Origin of the sequence: Actinomadura sp. 3N407, from assembly GCF_052245875.1 — a bacterium.
Taxonomy (GTDB): domain Bacteria; phylum Actinomycetota; class Actinomycetes; order Streptosporangiales; family Streptosporangiaceae; genus Spirillospora.
The window spans coordinates 1-16,163 of sequence record NZ_JBQQBP010000007.1 but is presented as its reverse complement, the minus strand read 5'-3'; the positions used below and the strand labels follow the sequence as shown (position 1 = coordinate 16,163).

The window sequence follows — 16,163 nt, the reverse complement described above, 5'->3', positions numbered from 1 at the left end:
TTGACCGGTTTCGCGCGTCGTTAATTGTGAGCCAGGCTTATTTCACCGTGGGTGGGAATCGGAGCGTACATGGGTCGATCGGCGAGTCGGCGCGCCCGGGAAGGGAGCGGGGATCGCCCCCCCGGCGGCGCCGGCGGGCTCCCCAGGGCGCTCGCGCTGACGCTCGCGTCGGCCCTGGTGTGGGGCATCGCCCACATCGTCGCCGGCCGCCGCCTCGCCGGGTGGCTGCTGCTCGCACTGTACGCCGCGCTCGCCGCCACCGTGGCGGTCGCCGCCGCCTTCTACCGCTCCGACCTGATGCACCTGGCCGTCCAGCCGGACGTGCTGCAGCGGCTGTCCGCCGCGCTGCTGGCGCTCGGCGTGGTGTGGGTCTTCATCGTGATCCGCTCCTACCAGGTGCTGCGCCCCCTCCGGCTGTCGGCCGCCGCCCGCACGCTCGGCGCCGCCGCCGTCGCCGTGATGTGCTTCGCCGTCGCGGTCCCCGTGGCCTGGTCGGCGCACGGCACCTACGTCTACCGGGACGCGCTGACCAGCATCTTCCAGAGCGGCAGCGAGAACGGCAAGGAGGTCGACGCCGACGACCCGTTCAACGGGCAGGCCCGGGTCAACATCCTGCTCCTCGGCGGCGACTCCGCCGAGAACCGCACCGGCGTGCGCACCGACAGCATGACGGTGGCCAGCGTCGACACCGAGACCGGCGACACGGTGCTGCTGAGCCTCCCCCGCAACCTGGAGAGCTTCCAGCTGCCGCCCGGACCGGCCCGCGACCGTTTCCCCTACGGCTTCACCGGGGACGGCCCGCAGACGCCGGGCCTGCTGAACGAGGTGTACCAGTACGCCGAGGAGCACCCCGACGTGGTGCCGGGCGTCCCCAAGAACCAGCGCGGCCCCGAACTGCTGAAGGCCACCATCGCCGGCATCCTCGGGCTCCGGGTCGACTACTACATCCTGGTCGACATGTTCGGCTTCGCCGACATCGTCGACGCCATGGGCGGCGTCAAGATCATGATCAAGCAGCCCATCCCGTACGGGCTGGAGGGCGCGGTGCTGGAGCCCGGCTACCGGACGCTGTCGGGCAAGGAGGCGCTCTGGTACGGCCGGTCCCGCACGGGCAGCAGCGACTACGTGCGGATGGCGCGGCAGAAGTGCCTGATGGCCGCGATCGCCGAGCAGGCCGACCCGCGGACCGTCCTCACCAGCTTCGACAAGCTCGCCGCGGCCGCCAAGCGGACCCTGTCGACCGACATCCCGCACGAGCTGCTGCCCGCGCTGATGAAGCTGTCGAACAAGGTCAAGGACGGTGCGCAGATCAACAGCCTGCAGTTCGTGCCGCCGCTGATCTACACCGGGAACCCGGACTTCGACCTCATCCGCAAGCTGGCGTCCGAGGCGGTCACCACCGATCCCCGCCGGCTGAGCAGCGATCCGGGCGGCGCTGCGGGCGCGTCGCCGAGCGTGTCCCCGCCGGTGACGGGCCAGCAGCCGGGCGGCGGCGCGACGCGGGCGCCCACCAGCGAGCCGGTGTCCCTGGAGGCGAACTGCCCCTAGCCGCTCCCGGCGGGGGCGCCGGCACGGGACACTCGTACGCGTGACACGGGTGCACCGGCTCCGGCAGGCCGTCAATGCGGTCAACCTGTCGACGGGTCTGGGTCTGCTGCTGGCCCTGACCGCCACACGCCGTCCGCGCAGCGTCCGCCGGGCCCCGGACGGGCTGCTGGTGGCCGGCGGCTACCGGCCGCCGCTGCCGGTCGCGCCGGTGTTCACGGTCGGCAACGTCGTCCTCCTGCGAGGCGACGCGTCCGGCCTCGCCGACGGATCCCCGCTGCTGCGGCACGAGGCGCGGCATTGCACGCAGTACGCCTGGTGCCTCGGCCTGCTCATGATCCCGCTGTACGGGGTGTGCGCGGGGGTGTCGATGCTGCTGTGCGGCGACTGGTCGTCCTACAACCCGTTCGAGCGACTCGCGGGCCTCGCCGACGGCGGCTACGAGCGGCGCCCGCTGCGGCCGGTCCTGCGCCGTCTCGGCGGCGGTTCGTCGGGGCCGCCCGGTCCGGCCTGACCCGCGCGGTGTGTCTTCGCACGTTCCCGGAGGGGGGATCATTGGAGGAGACCACTTCCTCGAAGGGCGGGTGCGGGTGCCTCGGATCCAGGGCTGCGACGCCTTCCGCGTGACGATGCCGCGCGGGCGGCGGCCGGAGAGCGTCCTCGTCCGCCTCACCGGCGGCGACGCGGTCGGGTGGGGCGAGATGGCCGTCACCGGCGGCTCCGCCGGTCCGGGCCCGGCCTGGGCCGACATCGAGGAGCGCATGGGTCCCGCGCTCGTCGGGCTCGACCTGGACCGTCCCGAGGACGTGTCCGCCGCCGCCGACCTCGGCGCCCCGGAGGCGGCCGCCGCCGTCGACACCGCCTGCTGGGACCTGTGGTGCCGCGCGAGGGGCCTGCCGCTCGCGCACGCGCTCGGCGGCACCCGCACGTCCATCGTGACCGGTGCGCGGATCTCGCCCGAGCCGGCGCTGGACACGCTCACGGGCCGCGTCAATAAGGCCGTCGGGGCGGGCCACACCCGCGTCACCCTGGACATACGTCCCGGCTGGGACATCGAGCCGGTCCGGACGGTCAGGCAGGCGTACCCGGCGCTGGCGCTCGTGGCCGACGCGGGCCACGCCTACTCGGAGTCGCCCGAGCACATGGCCGTGCTGGAGGGGCTGGACGCCTACGGCCTGGCGGCGATCGAGCGTCCGTTCCCGGCCGGCGACCTCGCCGCGCACGCCCGGCTCCAGCTCCGCGTGGGCGCCGCCCTCGCCCCCGCCATCGGCGACCTGGAGGACCTCGATGCGGCCCTGTCGCTGGAGGCGGGCCGCGCCCTGCACCTGCGGCTGGACCGGCTCGGCGGGCTGACCGCGGCCCGCGGCGCCCACGACCTGGCGTACGCGGCGGGGTGGGACGTGTGGTGCAGCGGCTCCGGCGCGTTCGGCATCGGCCAGGCCGCCGCCGTCGCGCTGGCGTCCCTGCCGGGCTGCACGCTCCCGAGCGACGTGTCCGACCCGGCGGGCGGACCGGTGTTCGTGACGCCGCCCGTCCGCTCGTCCGGCGGCGTCGTCGGGGTCCCGCTCACCCAGCCCGGTCTCGGCCACGAGATCGACGAGGCGCGCATCGAGCGGCTGGCGACCCGCCGGCTGCGCCTGTCGACATGATGCCCGCCCCGGTCTGGGTGGTGGCGGGCCCGCCCGGCTGCGGCAAGTCCACCGTGGCGGACCTGCTGCTGGCGCGGCTGCGTCCCGTCCCGGCCCTGCTGGACAAGGACACGATGTACGGGCCGTTCGTCGAGGCCGCCCTCGCCGCGTCCGCCCGCGATCCGGGCGAGCGCGAGGGCCCGTGGTACGACGAGCACGTCAAGGCGCACGAGTACGCGGGGATGACCGCGACGGCCCGGGAGATCCGCGCCCGCGGCTGCCCGGTACTGCTCAGCGGCCCGTTCACCGGCCACATCCGGGACGTGTCCCGCTGGGCGGAGTGGACGCGGTCCCTGGGCGGCCCGCCGGTGCGTCTCGTGTGGGTCCGCACCGACGCCGCGACGCTGCGCCGCCGCCTGGAGGAACGCGGTTCGCCCCGCGACACCGGCAAGCTGGCCGACTTCGAGGCCTTCACCGCCCGGATGCGCCCGGACGAGCCGCCGCCCGTCCCCCACACGGCCGTGGACAACCGGCTGGCGGCGCCCGTCCCCCTGGAGGAGCAGCTCGACGCGCTGGCCGGTCAGTAGGACTTGGGGAGGCCCAGGGAGTGCTGCGCGACGTAGTTGAGGATCATTTCCCGGCTGACCGGGGCGATGCGCATGAGCCGGACGACCCCGGCGAGCATCCCGACGCCGTACTCGGTGGTGAGGCCGTTGCCGCCGTGGGTCTGGATGGCCTGGTCGACGCAGTGGATCGCGGCCTCGGCGGTGGCGTACTTGGCCATGTTCGCGGCCTCCCCGGCGCCCGTGTCGTCGCCCTCGTCGTACAGCCAGGCGGCCTTCTGCCCCATCAGCCGCGCCAGTTCCAGCTCGATCTTCGCGGCGGCGAGCGGGTGCGCGAGGCCCTGGTGCGCGCCGATGGGCGTCTTGAAGACCTGCCGCTCCTTCGCGTAGGCGGTCGCCTTCCCGAGGGCCAGGCGGCCGATTCCGGCGCCCATGGCGGACGCCATGATCCGCTCGGGGTTGAGGCCGGCGAACAGCTGCAGGAGGCCGCCGTCCTCGTCGCCGACGAGCGCGTCGTAGGGCAGCCGGACGTCGTCGAGGTGGCAGATGAACTGCTTCTCCGGCGACACGATCTCCATGTCGATCGGCGTCCGGGAGAAGCCCGGCGCGTCCGTCGGGACGATGAACAGGGAGGGCCGCAGGTTGCCCTTCTGGTCCTGGCTGCGGCTGACGAACATGACGGCGTCGGCCTCGTCCACCCCGGAGATGAACGTCTTCTGCCCGTTCAGCACCCAGCCGTCGCCGTCCCGGCGTGCCGTGGTGGTGATCCGGTGCGAGTTGGAGCCCGCGTCGGGCTCGGTGATCGCGAACGCCATCTTGACCGAGCCGTCGGCGAAACGGGGAAGCCACCGCTTCTTCTGGTCGTCGGTACCGGACCGCGCGATGATCGTGGCGCAGATCGCCGGGGACACGACCATCAGCAGCAGCGGGCAGCCGGCCGCGGCCAGCTCCTCGCACACCGCGGCGAGGTCGCCGATGCCTCCGCCTCCGCCGCCGTACTCCTCGGGCACGTTCACGCCGAGGTAACCGAGCCGCCCGGCCTCCGACCACAGCTCGTCGGTCTTCTGCGCCGCCCTGGCCTTCTCCACGTAGTACGAGGCGCCGTACGCTGCCCCCAGCTCGGCGACGGCCGTGCGCAACGCCCGCCGTTCCTCGGTCTCGACGAAGCTCATTCGGGAATCCCTTCGATGACGGCGAGGACGGCGCCGGACTCGACCTGCCGCCCCGCCGAGACGTTCAGTTCCGCGACGGTCCCGGAGGCGGGGGCGGCGATGCGGTGCTCCATCTTCATCGCCTCCAGGACGACGAGGGTCTGCCCCTCGGTGACGGCGGCCCCCTGTTCCGTCTCGACGCGCACGACGGTCCCCGGCATGGGCGCCAGGAGCGAGCCGGGTGCGATGTGGCTGCTCGGGTCGGTGAAACGCGGGACGGCCTTGAACGTCACCGGGCCGAGGCGGGAGTCGACATGGACCGACCCGCCGGCCGTGGTCACCCTGAACGTCTCGCGCAGGCCGTCATGGTCCAGGACGACCCGTTCCGGTGTGACGCTCACCAGCGAGGTGCCGGGGCACAGCTCCGACACCAGCCCGTCCCGGTGCAGATGGTAGTCGGCCGTGACCGTCCCGGACGGGCCCTCGAACGTCCTGCGCCGAGGCTGCGACCGGACGTTGCGCCACCCGGACGGAAGCCCGCCGAGCGTCGGCGCGGCGGCCCGGTCCGCGGCGGCCCCGGCCAGCGCGGCGGCCAGCGCTGACGCCCGGACCGCGGCCTCGCCCGCCAGCGGCGCGGCGAGGTCGGCGAGGCCGATCCGGTCGAGGTATCCGGTGTCGGTGTCGCCGTCCAGGAAGCCGGGCTCCTCCAGGATCCGGACGAGCAGGTCGCGGTTGGTGGCCGGGCCGTGGACGCGGGCGCCGCGCAGCCCGGCCGCGAGACGGCGGGCCGCGGCACGGCGGTCCGGCGCCCACGCGATCACCTTGGCGAGCATCGGGTCGTAGTGGACGCCGATCTCGCCGCCGCTCTCCACCCCGCTGTCGAGCCGCAGCCCGTAGGACGCGGGGACGGCGAACTCGGCGTCGACGTCCGGCACCTCGAAGGTGTGCAGGGCGCCGCTGCCCGGACGCCAGTCGCGGGCGGGGTCCTCGGCGTACAGGCGGACCTCGATGGCGTGGCCGCGCGGCTCCGGCACCGCGTCCGGGAGCCGGGCCCCTTCGGCGATCTCGATCTGCAGCCGGACGAGGTCGACCCCGTACACGCACTCGGTGACCGGATGCTCGACCTGGAGGCGGGTGTTGACCTCCAGGAAGGAGAAGCGGCCGTCGCGGGCCAGCATGAACTCGACCGTGCCCGCGCCCGTGTAGCCGATGGCGCGGGCCGCGCTCGCCGCCGCCCCGCACAGTTCGGCGCGCAGCGCGGGCCCGACCGCCGGCGACGGCGCCTCCTCGACGATCTTCTGGTGGCGGCGCTGGATCGAGCATTCGCGTTCGCCGAGCGCCCACACCGTGCCGTGGGCGTCGGCGAGGATCTGCACCTCGATGTGCCGGGCGCCTTCCAGCAGCGGCTCGCAGAACACCGTCGGGTCACCGAACGCCGACTCCGCCTCGCGGCGGGCCCCGGCGACGGCGTCCGGCAGCTCGCCCGGCGCCCGGACGATCCGCATGCCGCGCCCGCCGCCGCCCGCCGACGCCTTCACCAGCAGCGGGAAGTCGGCGCCGGTCACCTGGGCGGGGTCCAGCTCCGGCAGCACCGGGACGTCCGCGGCGGCCATCAGCTTCTTGGCCTCGATCTTGAGGCCCATCGCGGCGATCGCCTCGGGCGGCGGGCCGATCCAGGTCAGGCCCGCGTCGAGGACGGCCCGCGCGAAGTCCGCGTTCTCCGACAGGAACCCGTACCCCGGGTGGACGGCGTCCGCCCCGGCGCTCCGCGCCACGGCGAGGAGCCGCCCGGCCGACAGGTACGTGTCCGCCGGGGACGCTCCGGGCAGCCGTCCCGCCACGTCCGCCTCCCGGACGTGCGGCGCGCCCGCGTCCGGGTCGGAGTGGACGGCGACCGTCCCGATGCCGAGGTCCCGGCAGGCCCGCAGGACGCGGCGGGCGATCTCACCGCGGTTGGCGACCAGCACTGTTCTGATCATCAGCCTCACATCCGGAAGACGCCGAAGCCATCGGCTCCGCGCACGGGCGCGTTGTGGACGGCGGACAGGCACAGGCCGAGGACGGTGCGGGTGTCGCGCGGATCGATCACGCCGTCGTCGTAGAGCCGCCCCGACAGGAAGAACGGCAGCGACTCCGCCTCGATCTGCGTCTCGACCATCTCCCGCATCGCCCGGTCCTGCTCGTCGTCGTAGGCCTGCCCGCGCGCTTCGGCGGCCTGCCGCGCCACGATCGACAGGACGCCGGCGAGCTGCTGCGGGCCCATCACCGCCGACTTCGCGCTCGGCCACGTGAACAGGAACCGGGGGTCGTACGCGCGGCCGCACATGCCGTAGTTGCCCGCCCCGTACGAGGCGCCCATCACGATCGACAGGTGCGGGACCGTGCTGTTGGCCACCGCGTTGATCATCAGGGCGCCGTGCTTGATGATCCCGGCCTGCTCGTAGTCCCTGCCGACCATGTAGCCCGTCGTGTTGTGCAGGAACAGCAGCGGCGTGTCGCTCTGGTTGGCGAGCTGGATGAACTGCGCCGCCTTCTGCGCCTCCTCGCCGAACAGGACGCCCTGCGCGTTGGCGAGCACCCCGACCGGGTGGCCGTGGACGCGCGTCCAGCCGGTGACGAGGCTCGTCCCGTACAGGGGTTTGAACTCGTCGAACCGCGAGCCGTCCGCGATCCGGGCGATGACCTCGCGCGGGTCGAACGGGATTTTCAGGTCCTCGGGGACGATGCCGGCCAGCTCGTCCGCGTCGTACAGCGGCTCCTCCACCGGGCCGGGCGGCGGGCCGAGCTTGCGGTGGTTGAGGTTCTTGACGATCTGGCGGCCGAGGCGCAGCGCGTCCGCCTCGTCCACGGCCATGTGGTCGGCGAGGCCCGAGATCCGCGCGTGCATCTCCGCGCCGCCGAGCTCCTCGTCGTCGGCCTCCTCCCCCGTCGCCATCTTCACCAGCGGCGGCCCGCCGAGGAACACCTTCGCGCGCTCCTTCACCATGACGACGTAGTCGCACATGCCCGGGATGTACGCGCCGCCCGCGGTGGAGTTGCCGAACACCAGCGCGATCGTCGGGATCCCGGCCGCCGACAGCCGGGTCAGGTCGCGGAACATCCGCCCGCCCGGAATGAAGATCTCCTTCTGCGTCGGCAGGTCGGCGCCGCCCGACTCGACCAGGTTGATGAGCGGCAGCCGGTTCTCCAGCGCGATGTCGGACGCCCGGAAGCTCTTCTTCATGGTCCACGGGTTGCTGGCCCCGCCCCGCACCGTCGGGTCGTTCGCGACGATCACGCATTCGACGCCCTCGACGACCCCGATGCCGGTGACGACGCTCGCGCCGACGGGGAAGTCGCTGCCCCACGCGGCGAGGGGGCTCAACTCCAGGAACGGCGAGTCGGGGTCGACCAGCAGCTCGATGCGTTCCCGCGCGAGCATCTTGCCGCGCTCGCGGTGCCGCGCGACGTACTTCTCGCCGCCGCCCTCCAGCGCCTTGGCGTGCTCGGCGTCCAGGGCGGCGATCTTCTCCAGCATGGCCGCGCGGCGCTCCCGGTACTCCGGGCCGCGCGGGTCGAGTGTGCTCTTGAGCGTCAAAGGACTGCCTCCGGGATGTCGACGAGGCGGGACCGCAGCCACTCGCCGAGGGCCTTGCCCTGCGGGTCGAACCGGGTCGAGGCCGATACGCCCTCCTGCAGCAGCCCCTCGACGACGAAGTTGACCGCACGGAGGTTGGGCAGGACATGGCGGTGGACGGCGTGGTCGCGGGTCTCGGGCAGCAGCTCGCGGAACCGCTCGACGGTGAGGAACGGTTCGAGCCACCGCCACTGCCCGTCGGTCCGCGCCCACACGCCGATGTTGGCGTCCCCGCCCTTGTCCCCGCTCCGCGCCCCCGCGACCCGCCCGAGGGGCACGCGGGCGACGGGTCCCTGCGCCGCCTGCGGTTCCCGGTGGGCGGCTTCCTCCGGTGCGGGAGGGGCGGCCGTCTCGGTCGCGGGCGGGATGGGGACGTGCTCGCCCCCGTGCGTGACCGCGACGTGCTCGACCGCCTCGTTCGGGACGAACGCCGGCGTGTAGACGCCGTAGGGGGCGGCCTTGCCGGGCGGGGAGGTCATCGTGAAGCCGGGGTAGCCGGCGAGGGCCAGTTCCACGGCCGCGCCGCTGAAGGCGCGGCCGGCCTTCTCCGGGTCGGGGTCGAGGACGGCGCAGCGCAGCAGGGCGGTGGCCTCCCCCTGCGTGGCGGGGTCGGGCGCGGCGGTGCCGATGAGCGTCCATTCGACGCGGGCCGGCGGGGCGTCGCCGAACGCCGCTTCCAGCTGCCTCTCGGCGAGTTCCGCCTTGGCCTCGATGCCGAGCCCGGTGAGGACGAACGTCATCTCGTTGCGGTGGCCGCCGAGGTGGTTGAGGCACACCTTGGTGGTCGCGGGCGGCGGGACGCCCTTGACGCCGCTGACGCGGACCCGGTCGGGGCCGTCCTGGGCCAGCTCGATCGTGTCGAAGCGCGTCGTGACGTCCGGACCGGCGTAGGACGGCCCGCCGATCTCGTACAGCAGCTGGGCCGTGACGGTCTCGACGGTCACGGCGCCGCCCGTCCCGTCGTGCTTGGTGATCACGCTGGAGCCGTCGGCGTGGATCTCGGCGACCGGAAAGCCCGGCGCCTTTACATCGTAGATTTCTTCGAAGAAGGCGTAGTTGCCGCCCGTCGCCTGCGCCCCGCACTCCAGGACGTGCCCGGCGGCCGTGGCGCCGGCCAGCGCGTCCCAGTCGTCCCGCGCCCAGCCGAAGTGCGCGGCGGCCGGCCCCACGGCCAGGGACGCGTCGGTGACGCGGCCGGTCACCACCACGTCGGCGCCGCGCCGCAGGCACTCGGCGATCCCCCACGCCCCCAGATAGGCGTTGGCCGTGAGCGGCGGCCCGTAGCGCGAGGCCGCGAGCCCCAGTTCCCCGGCCCGCGCCAGCAGGTCGTCGCCCTCGACATGGGCGATCCGCACCTCGAGCCCGAGCCGTCCGGCCAGTTCGCGCAGCCTGTCCGCGAGGCCACGCGGGTTGAGTCCGCCGGCGTTGGCGACGACCGCCGTGCCGCGCTCCACGGCGAGCCCGAGGCACTCCTCCATCTGCCGCAGGAACGTGGTGGCGTACCCGGCGTCCGGGTCCTTCATCCTGCCGCGCCCGAGGATCAGCATCGTCAGCTCGGCGAGGTAGTCGCCGGTGAGGACGTCCAGCGGCCCGCCCTCCAGCATCTCCCGGACCGCGGAGAAGCGGTCGCCGTAGAAGCCCGAGGCGTTACCGACCCGCAGCGGTTGTCTCATGGCTGAACCCTGCCAGCCCGGACCGAAAAAATCAATCATGCATGATTGTTTCTTCGATGGCGCTTTGGTTGACTGGAGACCCACCGAGCCGAGGACCACATGACCACGCAGGCAGTCCCCCGCGAACCGCAGCAGGACCGCAGCCGCGCGACCCGGCGGCGCCTCCTGGAGGCCGCCGTCGACTGCCTCGCCTCCGTGGGCTGGGCGGGGACGACCGTGGCGGTGGTCGCCGAACGCGCCGGCGTCTCCCGGGGCGCCGCGCAGCACCACTTCAGGACGCGCGAGGAGCTGGTGACGGCGGCGGTCGAGTACGGCTCCGACGTGCGGATGACGCAGATGCGCGAGCGCCTGGACGCGCTGGCCGGAAGGCGTCCGTCCACCCTGGACGTCGTCGCGCTGCTCGGCGAGATGTACACCAGCCCGCTGTTCCGCGCCGCTCTGCAGCTCTGGGTCGCCGCCAGCTCCGACGAGCAGCTCCGCGCGCAGGTCGTCCCCCTGGAGACTCGGGTCGGGCGCGAGGCGCACCGCCTCACCATCGAGGCGCTCGGCGCGGACGAGAGCGTGCCCGGGGTCCGGGAGACCGTCCAGGCGACGCTCGACCTCGTGCGCGGCCTCGGCCTGGCCGACCTCCTCACCGACGACTCGGCCCGCCGCACCCGCCTGCTGAACCAGTGGGCCGCCACCCTCGACCGGGCCCTCCGCGGCTGACCCCGCCCGGCCGCGGGCCGCGGCTCAGACGGTGATCTCCCGCAGGGGGCGCCCGCCGTCGACGAAGACGCGGCCGCCGGGCGCCAGCACCGCGGCGATGCGCCGCGCGGCCTCCCGGCCCGCCTCCGGATGGCGGCCGTCGAGTGCGCCCACCCGCACGGCGAAGACGAGGTCGAACGGGCCTTCGCCGGGTTCCGGCGCGAAGTCCTCGATCGCGGTGCGCCGGACGCTCATGCGCCCCGACGCGATCTCGGCGGCCGAGGCGGCCTCCGCCTGCGCGATCGCCTTGGCGGACCGGTCGATCGCCAGTACATGGCCGGTGCCGAGCCGAGCCGCGACGGCCCGCGCGGCGGCACCCGGGCCGCAGCCGATCTCCAGGACGCGCATGTCCGGCGTGAGCGGCAGCGCGCCCACGATCTCGGCGAGCCGGGGCGAGAGCGTCATGGGCCGACGATAGGACATCTCCCCACCGGATCTTTCCTCGACCATGGTTGACATGTGACCTTTTGGTCACCTATCTTGCAGGTGTGGACGACGACGATCTGGCGTTCAAGTCGCTGGCGGACCCGACCCGCCGGTTCCTGCTCGACCTGCTGTTCGCCCGGGACGGGCGGACGCTCGGCGAACTGGAGTCGGAGGTGGAGATGACGCGGTTCGGGGTCGCCAAGCACCTGCGCGTGCTGGAGGACGCCGGACTGGTGATCACCCGCCGTTCGGGCCGGGAGAAGCTGCACTTCCTCAACCCCGTGCCGATCCGGCTGATCCACGACCGGTGGATCGGCAAGTACACCGAGCAGCCCGTCGCGGCGCTCGCCGACCTCAAGAGAGAACTGGAGTCCGACATGACGACGACCGAGACCGGTGGCGACAGGACCGTCCAGGTGTACCGGGTGTACATCAAGGCGACGCCCCAGGCCATCTGGGACGCCATCACCACGCCGGAGTGGACGGTGAAGTTCGGCTACCAGGCGCCGGTGGAGTACGACCTGCGCCCCGGCGGAGCCTTCCGCGGGCTCGCCAGCGACGTGATGAAGGAGCACGGCGCCCCGGACGTGGTGCTCGACGGCGAGGTCATCGAAACGGACCCGCCGCGCAGGCTCGTCCAGACGTGGCGCGCGCTGTTCCTCGGCGAGCCGCACACGCGGCTCACCTATGAGATCGAGGACGACGGCGCCGGCGTCTCACGGCTGACCGTCACCCACGACGTGACCGGCGCACCGCAGACGGCGGCGCAGGGCGCGGGCGAGATCCCCGAGGCCGGCGGCGGCTGGAGCCAGACGCTGAGCGACCTGAAGACCCTGCTGGAGACCGGCGAGCCCCTCTTCGCCTGATCGTCTCCGTCCCCCGTCCCCCCTGTCCTGCCCCGAAAGGCGGCGGCCGGGACCCGTCCGGCGCCCCGCCGCCGCCCCCGAAAAGGAGTCATCATGCTCACCGCACCCACCGCCGCCGGCCGCTCCCGTTCCCACACATCGCCCGCCTCCGCCCGCGCGCTGCTCGCCGGCGGAGTCGCCGCCGGGCCGCTGTTCGTGCTGCTGATCGTCGCGCAGGCCCTCACCCGCGACGGCCATGACGCCGCGCGCCATCCGCTCAGCATGCTCGCGCTCGGCGAGCACGGGTGGATCCAGACCGCGAACTTCCTGGTCTGCGGCGTCCTCGTCGCGGCGTCCGCCGCCGGGCTGCGCCGCGTCCTGGAACCGGGCACGATGGGCCGCACCTGGGGCACCGCCCTCATCGCCGTCTACGGCGCGAGCCTGGTGTGGGCCGGTGTGTTCCGCACCGACCCGGCCGACGGCTTCCCGGCCGGTACGCCCGGCGGTGCCGCCGAGGTCACCTGGCACGGCATGCTGCACAACCTCGCCCCGGTCGGGATGGGCCTCGCGCTGAGCGCGGCGTGCGTGGTGTTCGCCCGCCGGTTCCTCCGCGAGGGACGGCCCGGCTGGACGATCTACAGCGCCGCCGCACCGTCCGCGTACTTCGTGCTGGGGTTCGCCGCGTTCCCCGCGGGCGACTTCCGGCTGATGCTCGCCGGAGGCGCCGCCATCTGGACGTGGGCCGCCGTCCTGTCGCTGAAGTTCCTGCGCGAATCCGCCGGCCGCACCTGAACCGCCCGGAGGCGGTCTCGTTCCACGCGGGAGCGGGGCCGCCTCCGGCCATTTCCGCCTCCGCGCATTGACCGCATCCAATACCAGGCGGAATCTGAACTCATGTTCAGAACAAGTGTTCAGATGGATCGTCCACGGAGAGCGGCGCGTTTCCCGGCGTCGTGCGAGGTGGCCGTGCTCGGCGGCGGGCTCGCCGGGATGGCGACGGCGGCCCGGCTGCAGGCGGCGGGAGTGTCCACGCTCGTGATCGAGGCGCACGGCCACGTGGGCGGCTGCGCCGGCTACTACCGGCGGCGGGGCTTCTCCTTCGACGTGGGCGCGACGACGATGGTCGACTTCGAACCCGGCGGCGTCGGCGCGGAACTCCTCGACAGCGTCGGGATGGACCCGGTCCCCGGCGAGGCACTGCCCGGCTACGTCGGCTGGCTGCCCGACCGCAAGGTCACCCTCCACCGCGACACCCGCGCCTGGCACCGCGAAAGGCTATACGCGCTGGGCGACAGCCCCCGGCACCGCGCGTTCTGGGCACAGCTCGACCGCCTCGCGCACGTGTTCTGGAACGCGAGCCGCGCCGGCGTGCGGCTGCCGATCCGGCGTCCCGCGGACGCGATGCACAACCTGCGGGCCCTCGGGCCGCGCGGCCTCCCGCTCACCCGCCACCTCAACACCACCCTCGGGGACGTCCTCGTCCGGCACCGCCTCCGCGGCGACGCACCGCTCGTCGGGCTGCTGTCGATGCTGGTGGAGGACACCGTGCACAGCACCGTCGACCGCGCCCCGCTCATCAACGCCGCCCTCGGCGTCACCATCCGCGGCGCCGGACTCACCCGCGCGGACGGCGGCATGCGCGGGTTCTGGCGGCGTTTCCTCGCGCACTACCGCGGAATCGGCGGGCAGTTGCACGTCGGCTGCCACGCCGAGCGGGTCACCGGGCGGGCCGGGGCGTTCGCCGTCCACACGGGGCGGGGCGTCGTCCATGCCCGGCAGGTGGTGAGCGCGTTGCCGGCCGCCACGACCGCACGCGTCGTCCCCGACCTCTCACGCCCGCTCAAGCCCTACCTGGACCGGGACGAGCACGACATGGGCGGCGCGATCGTCGTGTTCCTCGGCGTGCCGGACGGCGAGGTCGACGGCCAGGAGTTCACCCACCACCAGCTGCTGCACGACTACGAACGGCCGCTCGGCGACGGCAACAACATGTTCGTCTCGGTGTCCGCGCGGGGCGACACCGAAAGCGCACCGCCGGGCGAACGCGCCGTGATGATCTCCACGCACACCCGGCTCGCGGAGTGGCGGGGACTGCCGGACGCCGACTACGAGGCCCGCAAGCACGCGATCGGGGAGCGTCTCGTCGGCCTGGCCCGCCGCGTCCACCCCGCCCTCGGCGAACACGCACGCGTCTGGGAGGTGGGGACCCCGCGCTCGTACGAACGTTTCGCGTTCCGGCCGGGCGGCGCTGTCGGCGGCGCCCATCAGTCGCCCGGCAACGCCAACCAGAACGCCGTCCCCCATTCGCTGGGCGTGCCCGGCCTGTGGCTCGTCGGCGACTCCACCTGGCCCGGCCTCGGCACCGTCGCGTGCGCGCTCGGCAGCAGGATCGTCGCGGACGAAGCGCTCAAATCCGCGCGCCGGACGGCGGTGGCGCGATGACGGTGCCCAAGCTGTCGGAACTCGGCCCCGACCTGCTCGTCACCACCCGCCCACGGCGCATCCTCACCCTCTCGCTCCCCTACGCGGGGATCGCCCTGTTCACCGCCGCATGGGTCGCGGGATGGCGATGGCTGACGCCGCTGATCGCCTTCGGAATCTTCGTCGCGGTGGTGACGGCGACGCACGACGTCGTCCACCGGTCCCTCGGTCTCGGCAAGCGGGCGACGGAATGGGCCCTGTTCCTGCTGGGCACCGTGCTGCTGGAAAGCGGCCACGCCTACCGCGCGACGCACCTGCAGCATCATCGGACGTTCCCCAGCGACGAAGACCCCGAGGGATATCCGGCGAACCTGTCCGCGTTCGGCGCGATCCTCTACGGGCCGGTCTTCCTCATCCGCCTCTGGTGGTGGGCGTACCGGCGCGGCCCGGCCGGTCAGCGGGCATGGCTGCTGGCGGAGGCGGCGCTGCCCTTCGCGGTGATCGGCGGCGGCGTCCTGTTCTCGCGGGGCGTCCTCGTGTACGCCCTCATGATGATCGTGGGAAGCTGGGTCTACCCGCTGCTGACCGTCCACCTGCCGCACCGGCACTACGGGGACACGCCGCTCACGCAGACCCACACCCTGCGCGGCCGGGTCGTCCCCGCACTGTTCCTGGAGTTGACGTACCACTTGGAGCATCATCTGTACCCGCAGGTGCCGAGCCACCATCTGGCGCGGCTCGCACGGCGGCTGGACCCCGTCCTCGCCGACGCCGGTGTGAAACCGTGGAAAGTGATCTGAGCGGATGGCGCCACGCGCGGAGGCCAGGAAACGTCTCCTCGAAGCGACCATCCGGACGCTGGCGGTCGAGGGATACGGCGGGACGACGGCACGTTCGATCGCCAGGACGGGCGGCTTCGCACCGGGCGTCATCTACTACCACTTCGAGGACCTGGAGGCGCTGCTCGTCGCGGCGCTCCGCCACACGAGCCAGGCCCGGATGGCGCGCTACGAGGAGGCGCTCGGCTCCTGCACGGACGCCACCGGACTGCTCTCCAGGCTCCGCGAACTGTACGCCGAGGACATGACCGATCAAGGGCACATCGACGCGGTCCAGGAACTCTTCACCGCCTCGGCCACCTCGCCCCTGCTGCGGGAGGAACTGCTCGCCCACGTCGACTCATGGTCCCGATTCGCCGCCGCCGCGGTGGAGCGTCTCGTCGACGGAACGGCGCTGGAACATCTCGTCCCGTCCCGTGACCTCGGCATGATCGCGGTCGCGATGTTCCTCGGCATCCAGACCCTCACCCACCTGGACGGCGACCGCGCTCGCATCGAATCGCTCTTCAGCACCGCCGAACCCGCCGCGATCCTCTGGGACACCTTCGCCGGCGCCCGCAATTCCTCCCCCGAGAAATGAGGAAGGCCCCGCCGGTGACGGCGGGGCCTTCCTGCAATATGAGTCCGGCGGCGTCCTACTCTCCCACACAGTCTCCCGTGCAGTACCATCGGCGCTGAAGGGCTTAACTTCCGGGTTCGGGATGGGACC

15 protein-coding genes and 1 rRNA gene are annotated in these 16,163 nt (G+C 73.2%); 10 read left to right on the top strand and 6 right to left on the bottom strand.

The genetic code is table 11. The annotated features are described in order from the left end of the window. Positions 1-69: 69 nt before the first annotated feature. The 4 genes from ACTWPP_RS18895 to ACTWPP_RS18880 all read left to right on the top strand — a co-directional run bounded on the left by ACTWPP_RS18895 (position 70) and on the right by ACTWPP_RS18880 (position 3,760). Positions 70-1,548, top strand: coding sequence for an LCP family protein (locus ACTWPP_RS18895; RefSeq protein ID WP_443105601.1), 1,479 nt, complete (start codon positions 70-72; stop codon positions 1,546-1,548). Between the two features lie 40 nt (positions 1,549-1,588). Then, positions 1,589-2,059: a hypothetical protein gene (locus tag ACTWPP_RS18890; RefSeq protein WP_443105600.1), complete on the top strand. Its 471-nt coding sequence runs from the start codon at positions 1,589-1,591 to the stop codon at positions 2,057-2,059. Between the two features lie 70 nt (positions 2,060-2,129). After that, positions 2,130-3,194 (top strand): enolase C-terminal domain-like protein, encoded by a 1,065-nt coding sequence (locus ACTWPP_RS18885; protein WP_443105599.1) that lies wholly within the window; start codon positions 2,130-2,132, stop codon positions 3,192-3,194. After that, positions 3,191-3,760, top strand: a complete 570-nt coding sequence (locus ACTWPP_RS18880; RefSeq protein ID WP_443105598.1) for an AAA family ATPase — start codon at positions 3,191-3,193, stop codon at positions 3,758-3,760. Before ACTWPP_RS18885 ends, ACTWPP_RS18880 begins: the two co-directional genes overlap by 4 nt. On the opposite strand, the gene ACTWPP_RS18875 is transcribed toward ACTWPP_RS18880, so the two are convergent. From ACTWPP_RS18875 to ACTWPP_RS18860, 4 genes are read right to left on the bottom strand one after another with little or no spacing between them, the layout of a single operon-like run. Next, complete coding sequence (locus tag ACTWPP_RS18875; protein WP_443105597.1) at positions 3,754-4,908, bottom strand: acyl-CoA dehydrogenase family protein; 1,155 nt, start codon at positions 4,906-4,908, stop codon at positions 3,754-3,756. The two genes, ACTWPP_RS18880 and ACTWPP_RS18875, sit on opposite strands and share 7 nt — an antisense overlap. Continuing rightward, entirely contained in the window at positions 4,905-6,866 is a 1,962-nt protein-coding gene (locus tag ACTWPP_RS18870) for an acetyl/propionyl/methylcrotonyl-CoA carboxylase subunit alpha (protein ID WP_443105596.1), read from the bottom strand. The genes ACTWPP_RS18875 and ACTWPP_RS18870 overlap by 4 nt, the downstream gene beginning before the upstream one ends. Before the next feature lie 5 nt (positions 6,867-6,871). After that, on the bottom strand, positions 6,872-8,464 hold the full coding sequence (locus ACTWPP_RS18865; RefSeq protein WP_443105595.1) for an acyl-CoA carboxylase subunit beta: 1,593 nt from the start codon (positions 8,462-8,464) through the stop codon (positions 6,872-6,874). Then, a complete protein-coding gene (locus tag ACTWPP_RS18860; protein ID WP_443105594.1) occupies positions 8,461-10,176 on the bottom strand; it encodes an acyclic terpene utilization AtuA family protein in 1,716 nt (571 codons plus the stop codon). The genes ACTWPP_RS18865 and ACTWPP_RS18860 overlap by 4 nt, the downstream gene beginning before the upstream one ends. A 99-nt stretch (positions 10,177-10,275) precedes the next feature. Between ACTWPP_RS18860 and ACTWPP_RS18855 the strand changes: the two genes are divergently transcribed. After that, positions 10,276-10,884: a TetR/AcrR family transcriptional regulator gene (locus ACTWPP_RS18855; protein WP_443105593.1), complete on the top strand. Its 609-nt coding sequence runs from the start codon at positions 10,276-10,278 to the stop codon at positions 10,882-10,884. A 24-nt stretch (positions 10,885-10,908) separates the two neighbouring features. Here ACTWPP_RS18855 and ACTWPP_RS18850 read toward each other — a convergent pair whose 3' ends face one another. Next, positions 10,909-11,328 (bottom strand): SAM-dependent methyltransferase, encoded by a 420-nt coding sequence (locus tag ACTWPP_RS18850; RefSeq protein ID WP_443105592.1) that lies wholly within the window; start codon positions 11,326-11,328, stop codon positions 10,909-10,911. Positions 11,329-11,411: 83 nt separating this feature from the next. On the opposite strand from ACTWPP_RS18850, the gene ACTWPP_RS18845 reads away from it, so the two are divergent. The 5 genes from ACTWPP_RS18845 (at position 11,412) to ACTWPP_RS18825 (ending at position 16,034) form a co-directional block, all read left to right on the top strand. Next, complete coding sequence (locus ACTWPP_RS18845; protein WP_443105591.1) at positions 11,412-12,215, top strand: ArsR/SmtB family transcription factor; 804 nt, start codon at positions 11,412-11,414, stop codon at positions 12,213-12,215. A 93-nt stretch (positions 12,216-12,308) separates the two neighbouring features. Beyond that, positions 12,309-12,986 (top strand): DUF998 domain-containing protein, encoded by a 678-nt coding sequence (locus ACTWPP_RS18840; RefSeq protein ID WP_443105590.1) that lies wholly within the window; start codon positions 12,309-12,311, stop codon positions 12,984-12,986. 123 nt (positions 12,987-13,109) lie between these two features. Next, a complete protein-coding gene (locus tag ACTWPP_RS18835) occupies positions 13,110-14,636 on the top strand; it encodes a phytoene desaturase family protein (RefSeq protein ID WP_443105589.1) in 1,527 nt (508 codons plus the stop codon). Beyond that, the gene (locus tag ACTWPP_RS18830; protein WP_443105588.1) at positions 14,633-15,415 is read left to right on the top strand and encodes a fatty acid desaturase family protein; all 783 of its coding nucleotides are present in this window, start codon (positions 14,633-14,635) and stop codon (positions 15,413-15,415) included. Before ACTWPP_RS18835 ends, ACTWPP_RS18830 begins: the two co-directional genes overlap by 4 nt. 4 nt (positions 15,416-15,419) lie before the next feature. Further along, a complete protein-coding gene (locus ACTWPP_RS18825; protein ID WP_443105587.1) occupies positions 15,420-16,034 on the top strand; it encodes a TetR/AcrR family transcriptional regulator in 615 nt (204 codons plus the stop codon). Positions 16,035-16,076: 42 nt separating this feature from the next. Here ACTWPP_RS18825 and rrf read toward each other — a convergent pair. Then, a 5S ribosomal RNA gene (gene rrf / locus ACTWPP_RS18820) occupies positions 16,077-16,163 on the bottom strand; the annotation flags it as partial.

Bases quoted from the DNA above. Each gene is read 5' to 3' on its own strand.
- ACTWPP_RS18830 (WP_443105588.1), top strand. From the start codon at position 14,633: ATGACGGTGCCCAAGCTGTCGGAACTCGGCCCCGACCTGCTCGTCACC.
- ACTWPP_RS18870 (WP_443105596.1), bottom strand. From the start codon at position 6,866: ATGATCAGAACAGTGCTGGTCGCCAACCGCGGTGAGATCGCCCGCCGC.
- ACTWPP_RS18850 (WP_443105592.1), bottom strand. From the start codon at position 11,328: ATGACGCTCTCGCCCCGGCTCGCCGAGATCGTGGGCGCGCTGCCGCTC.
- ACTWPP_RS18840 (WP_443105590.1), top strand. From the start codon at position 12,309: ATGCTCACCGCACCCACCGCCGCCGGCCGCTCCCGTTCCCACACATCG.
- ACTWPP_RS18860 (WP_443105594.1), bottom strand. From the start codon at position 10,176: ATGAGACAACCGCTGCGGGTCGGTAACGCCTCGGGCTTCTACGGCGAC.
- ACTWPP_RS18855 (WP_443105593.1), top strand. From the start codon at position 10,276: ATGACCACGCAGGCAGTCCCCCGCGAACCGCAGCAGGACCGCAGCCGC.
- ACTWPP_RS18895 (WP_443105601.1), top strand. From the start codon at position 70: ATGGGTCGATCGGCGAGTCGGCGCGCCCGGGAAGGGAGCGGGGATCGC.
- ACTWPP_RS18825 (WP_443105587.1), top strand. From the start codon at position 15,420: ATGGCGCCACGCGCGGAGGCCAGGAAACGTCTCCTCGAAGCGACCATC.
- ACTWPP_RS18835 (WP_443105589.1), top strand. From the start codon at position 13,110: ATGGATCGTCCACGGAGAGCGGCGCGTTTCCCGGCGTCGTGCGAGGTG.
- ACTWPP_RS18875 (WP_443105597.1), bottom strand. From the start codon at position 4,908: ATGAGCTTCGTCGAGACCGAGGAACGGCGGGCGTTGCGCACGGCCGTC.
- ACTWPP_RS18880 (WP_443105598.1), top strand. From the start codon at position 3,191: ATGATGCCCGCCCCGGTCTGGGTGGTGGCGGGCCCGCCCGGCTGCGGC.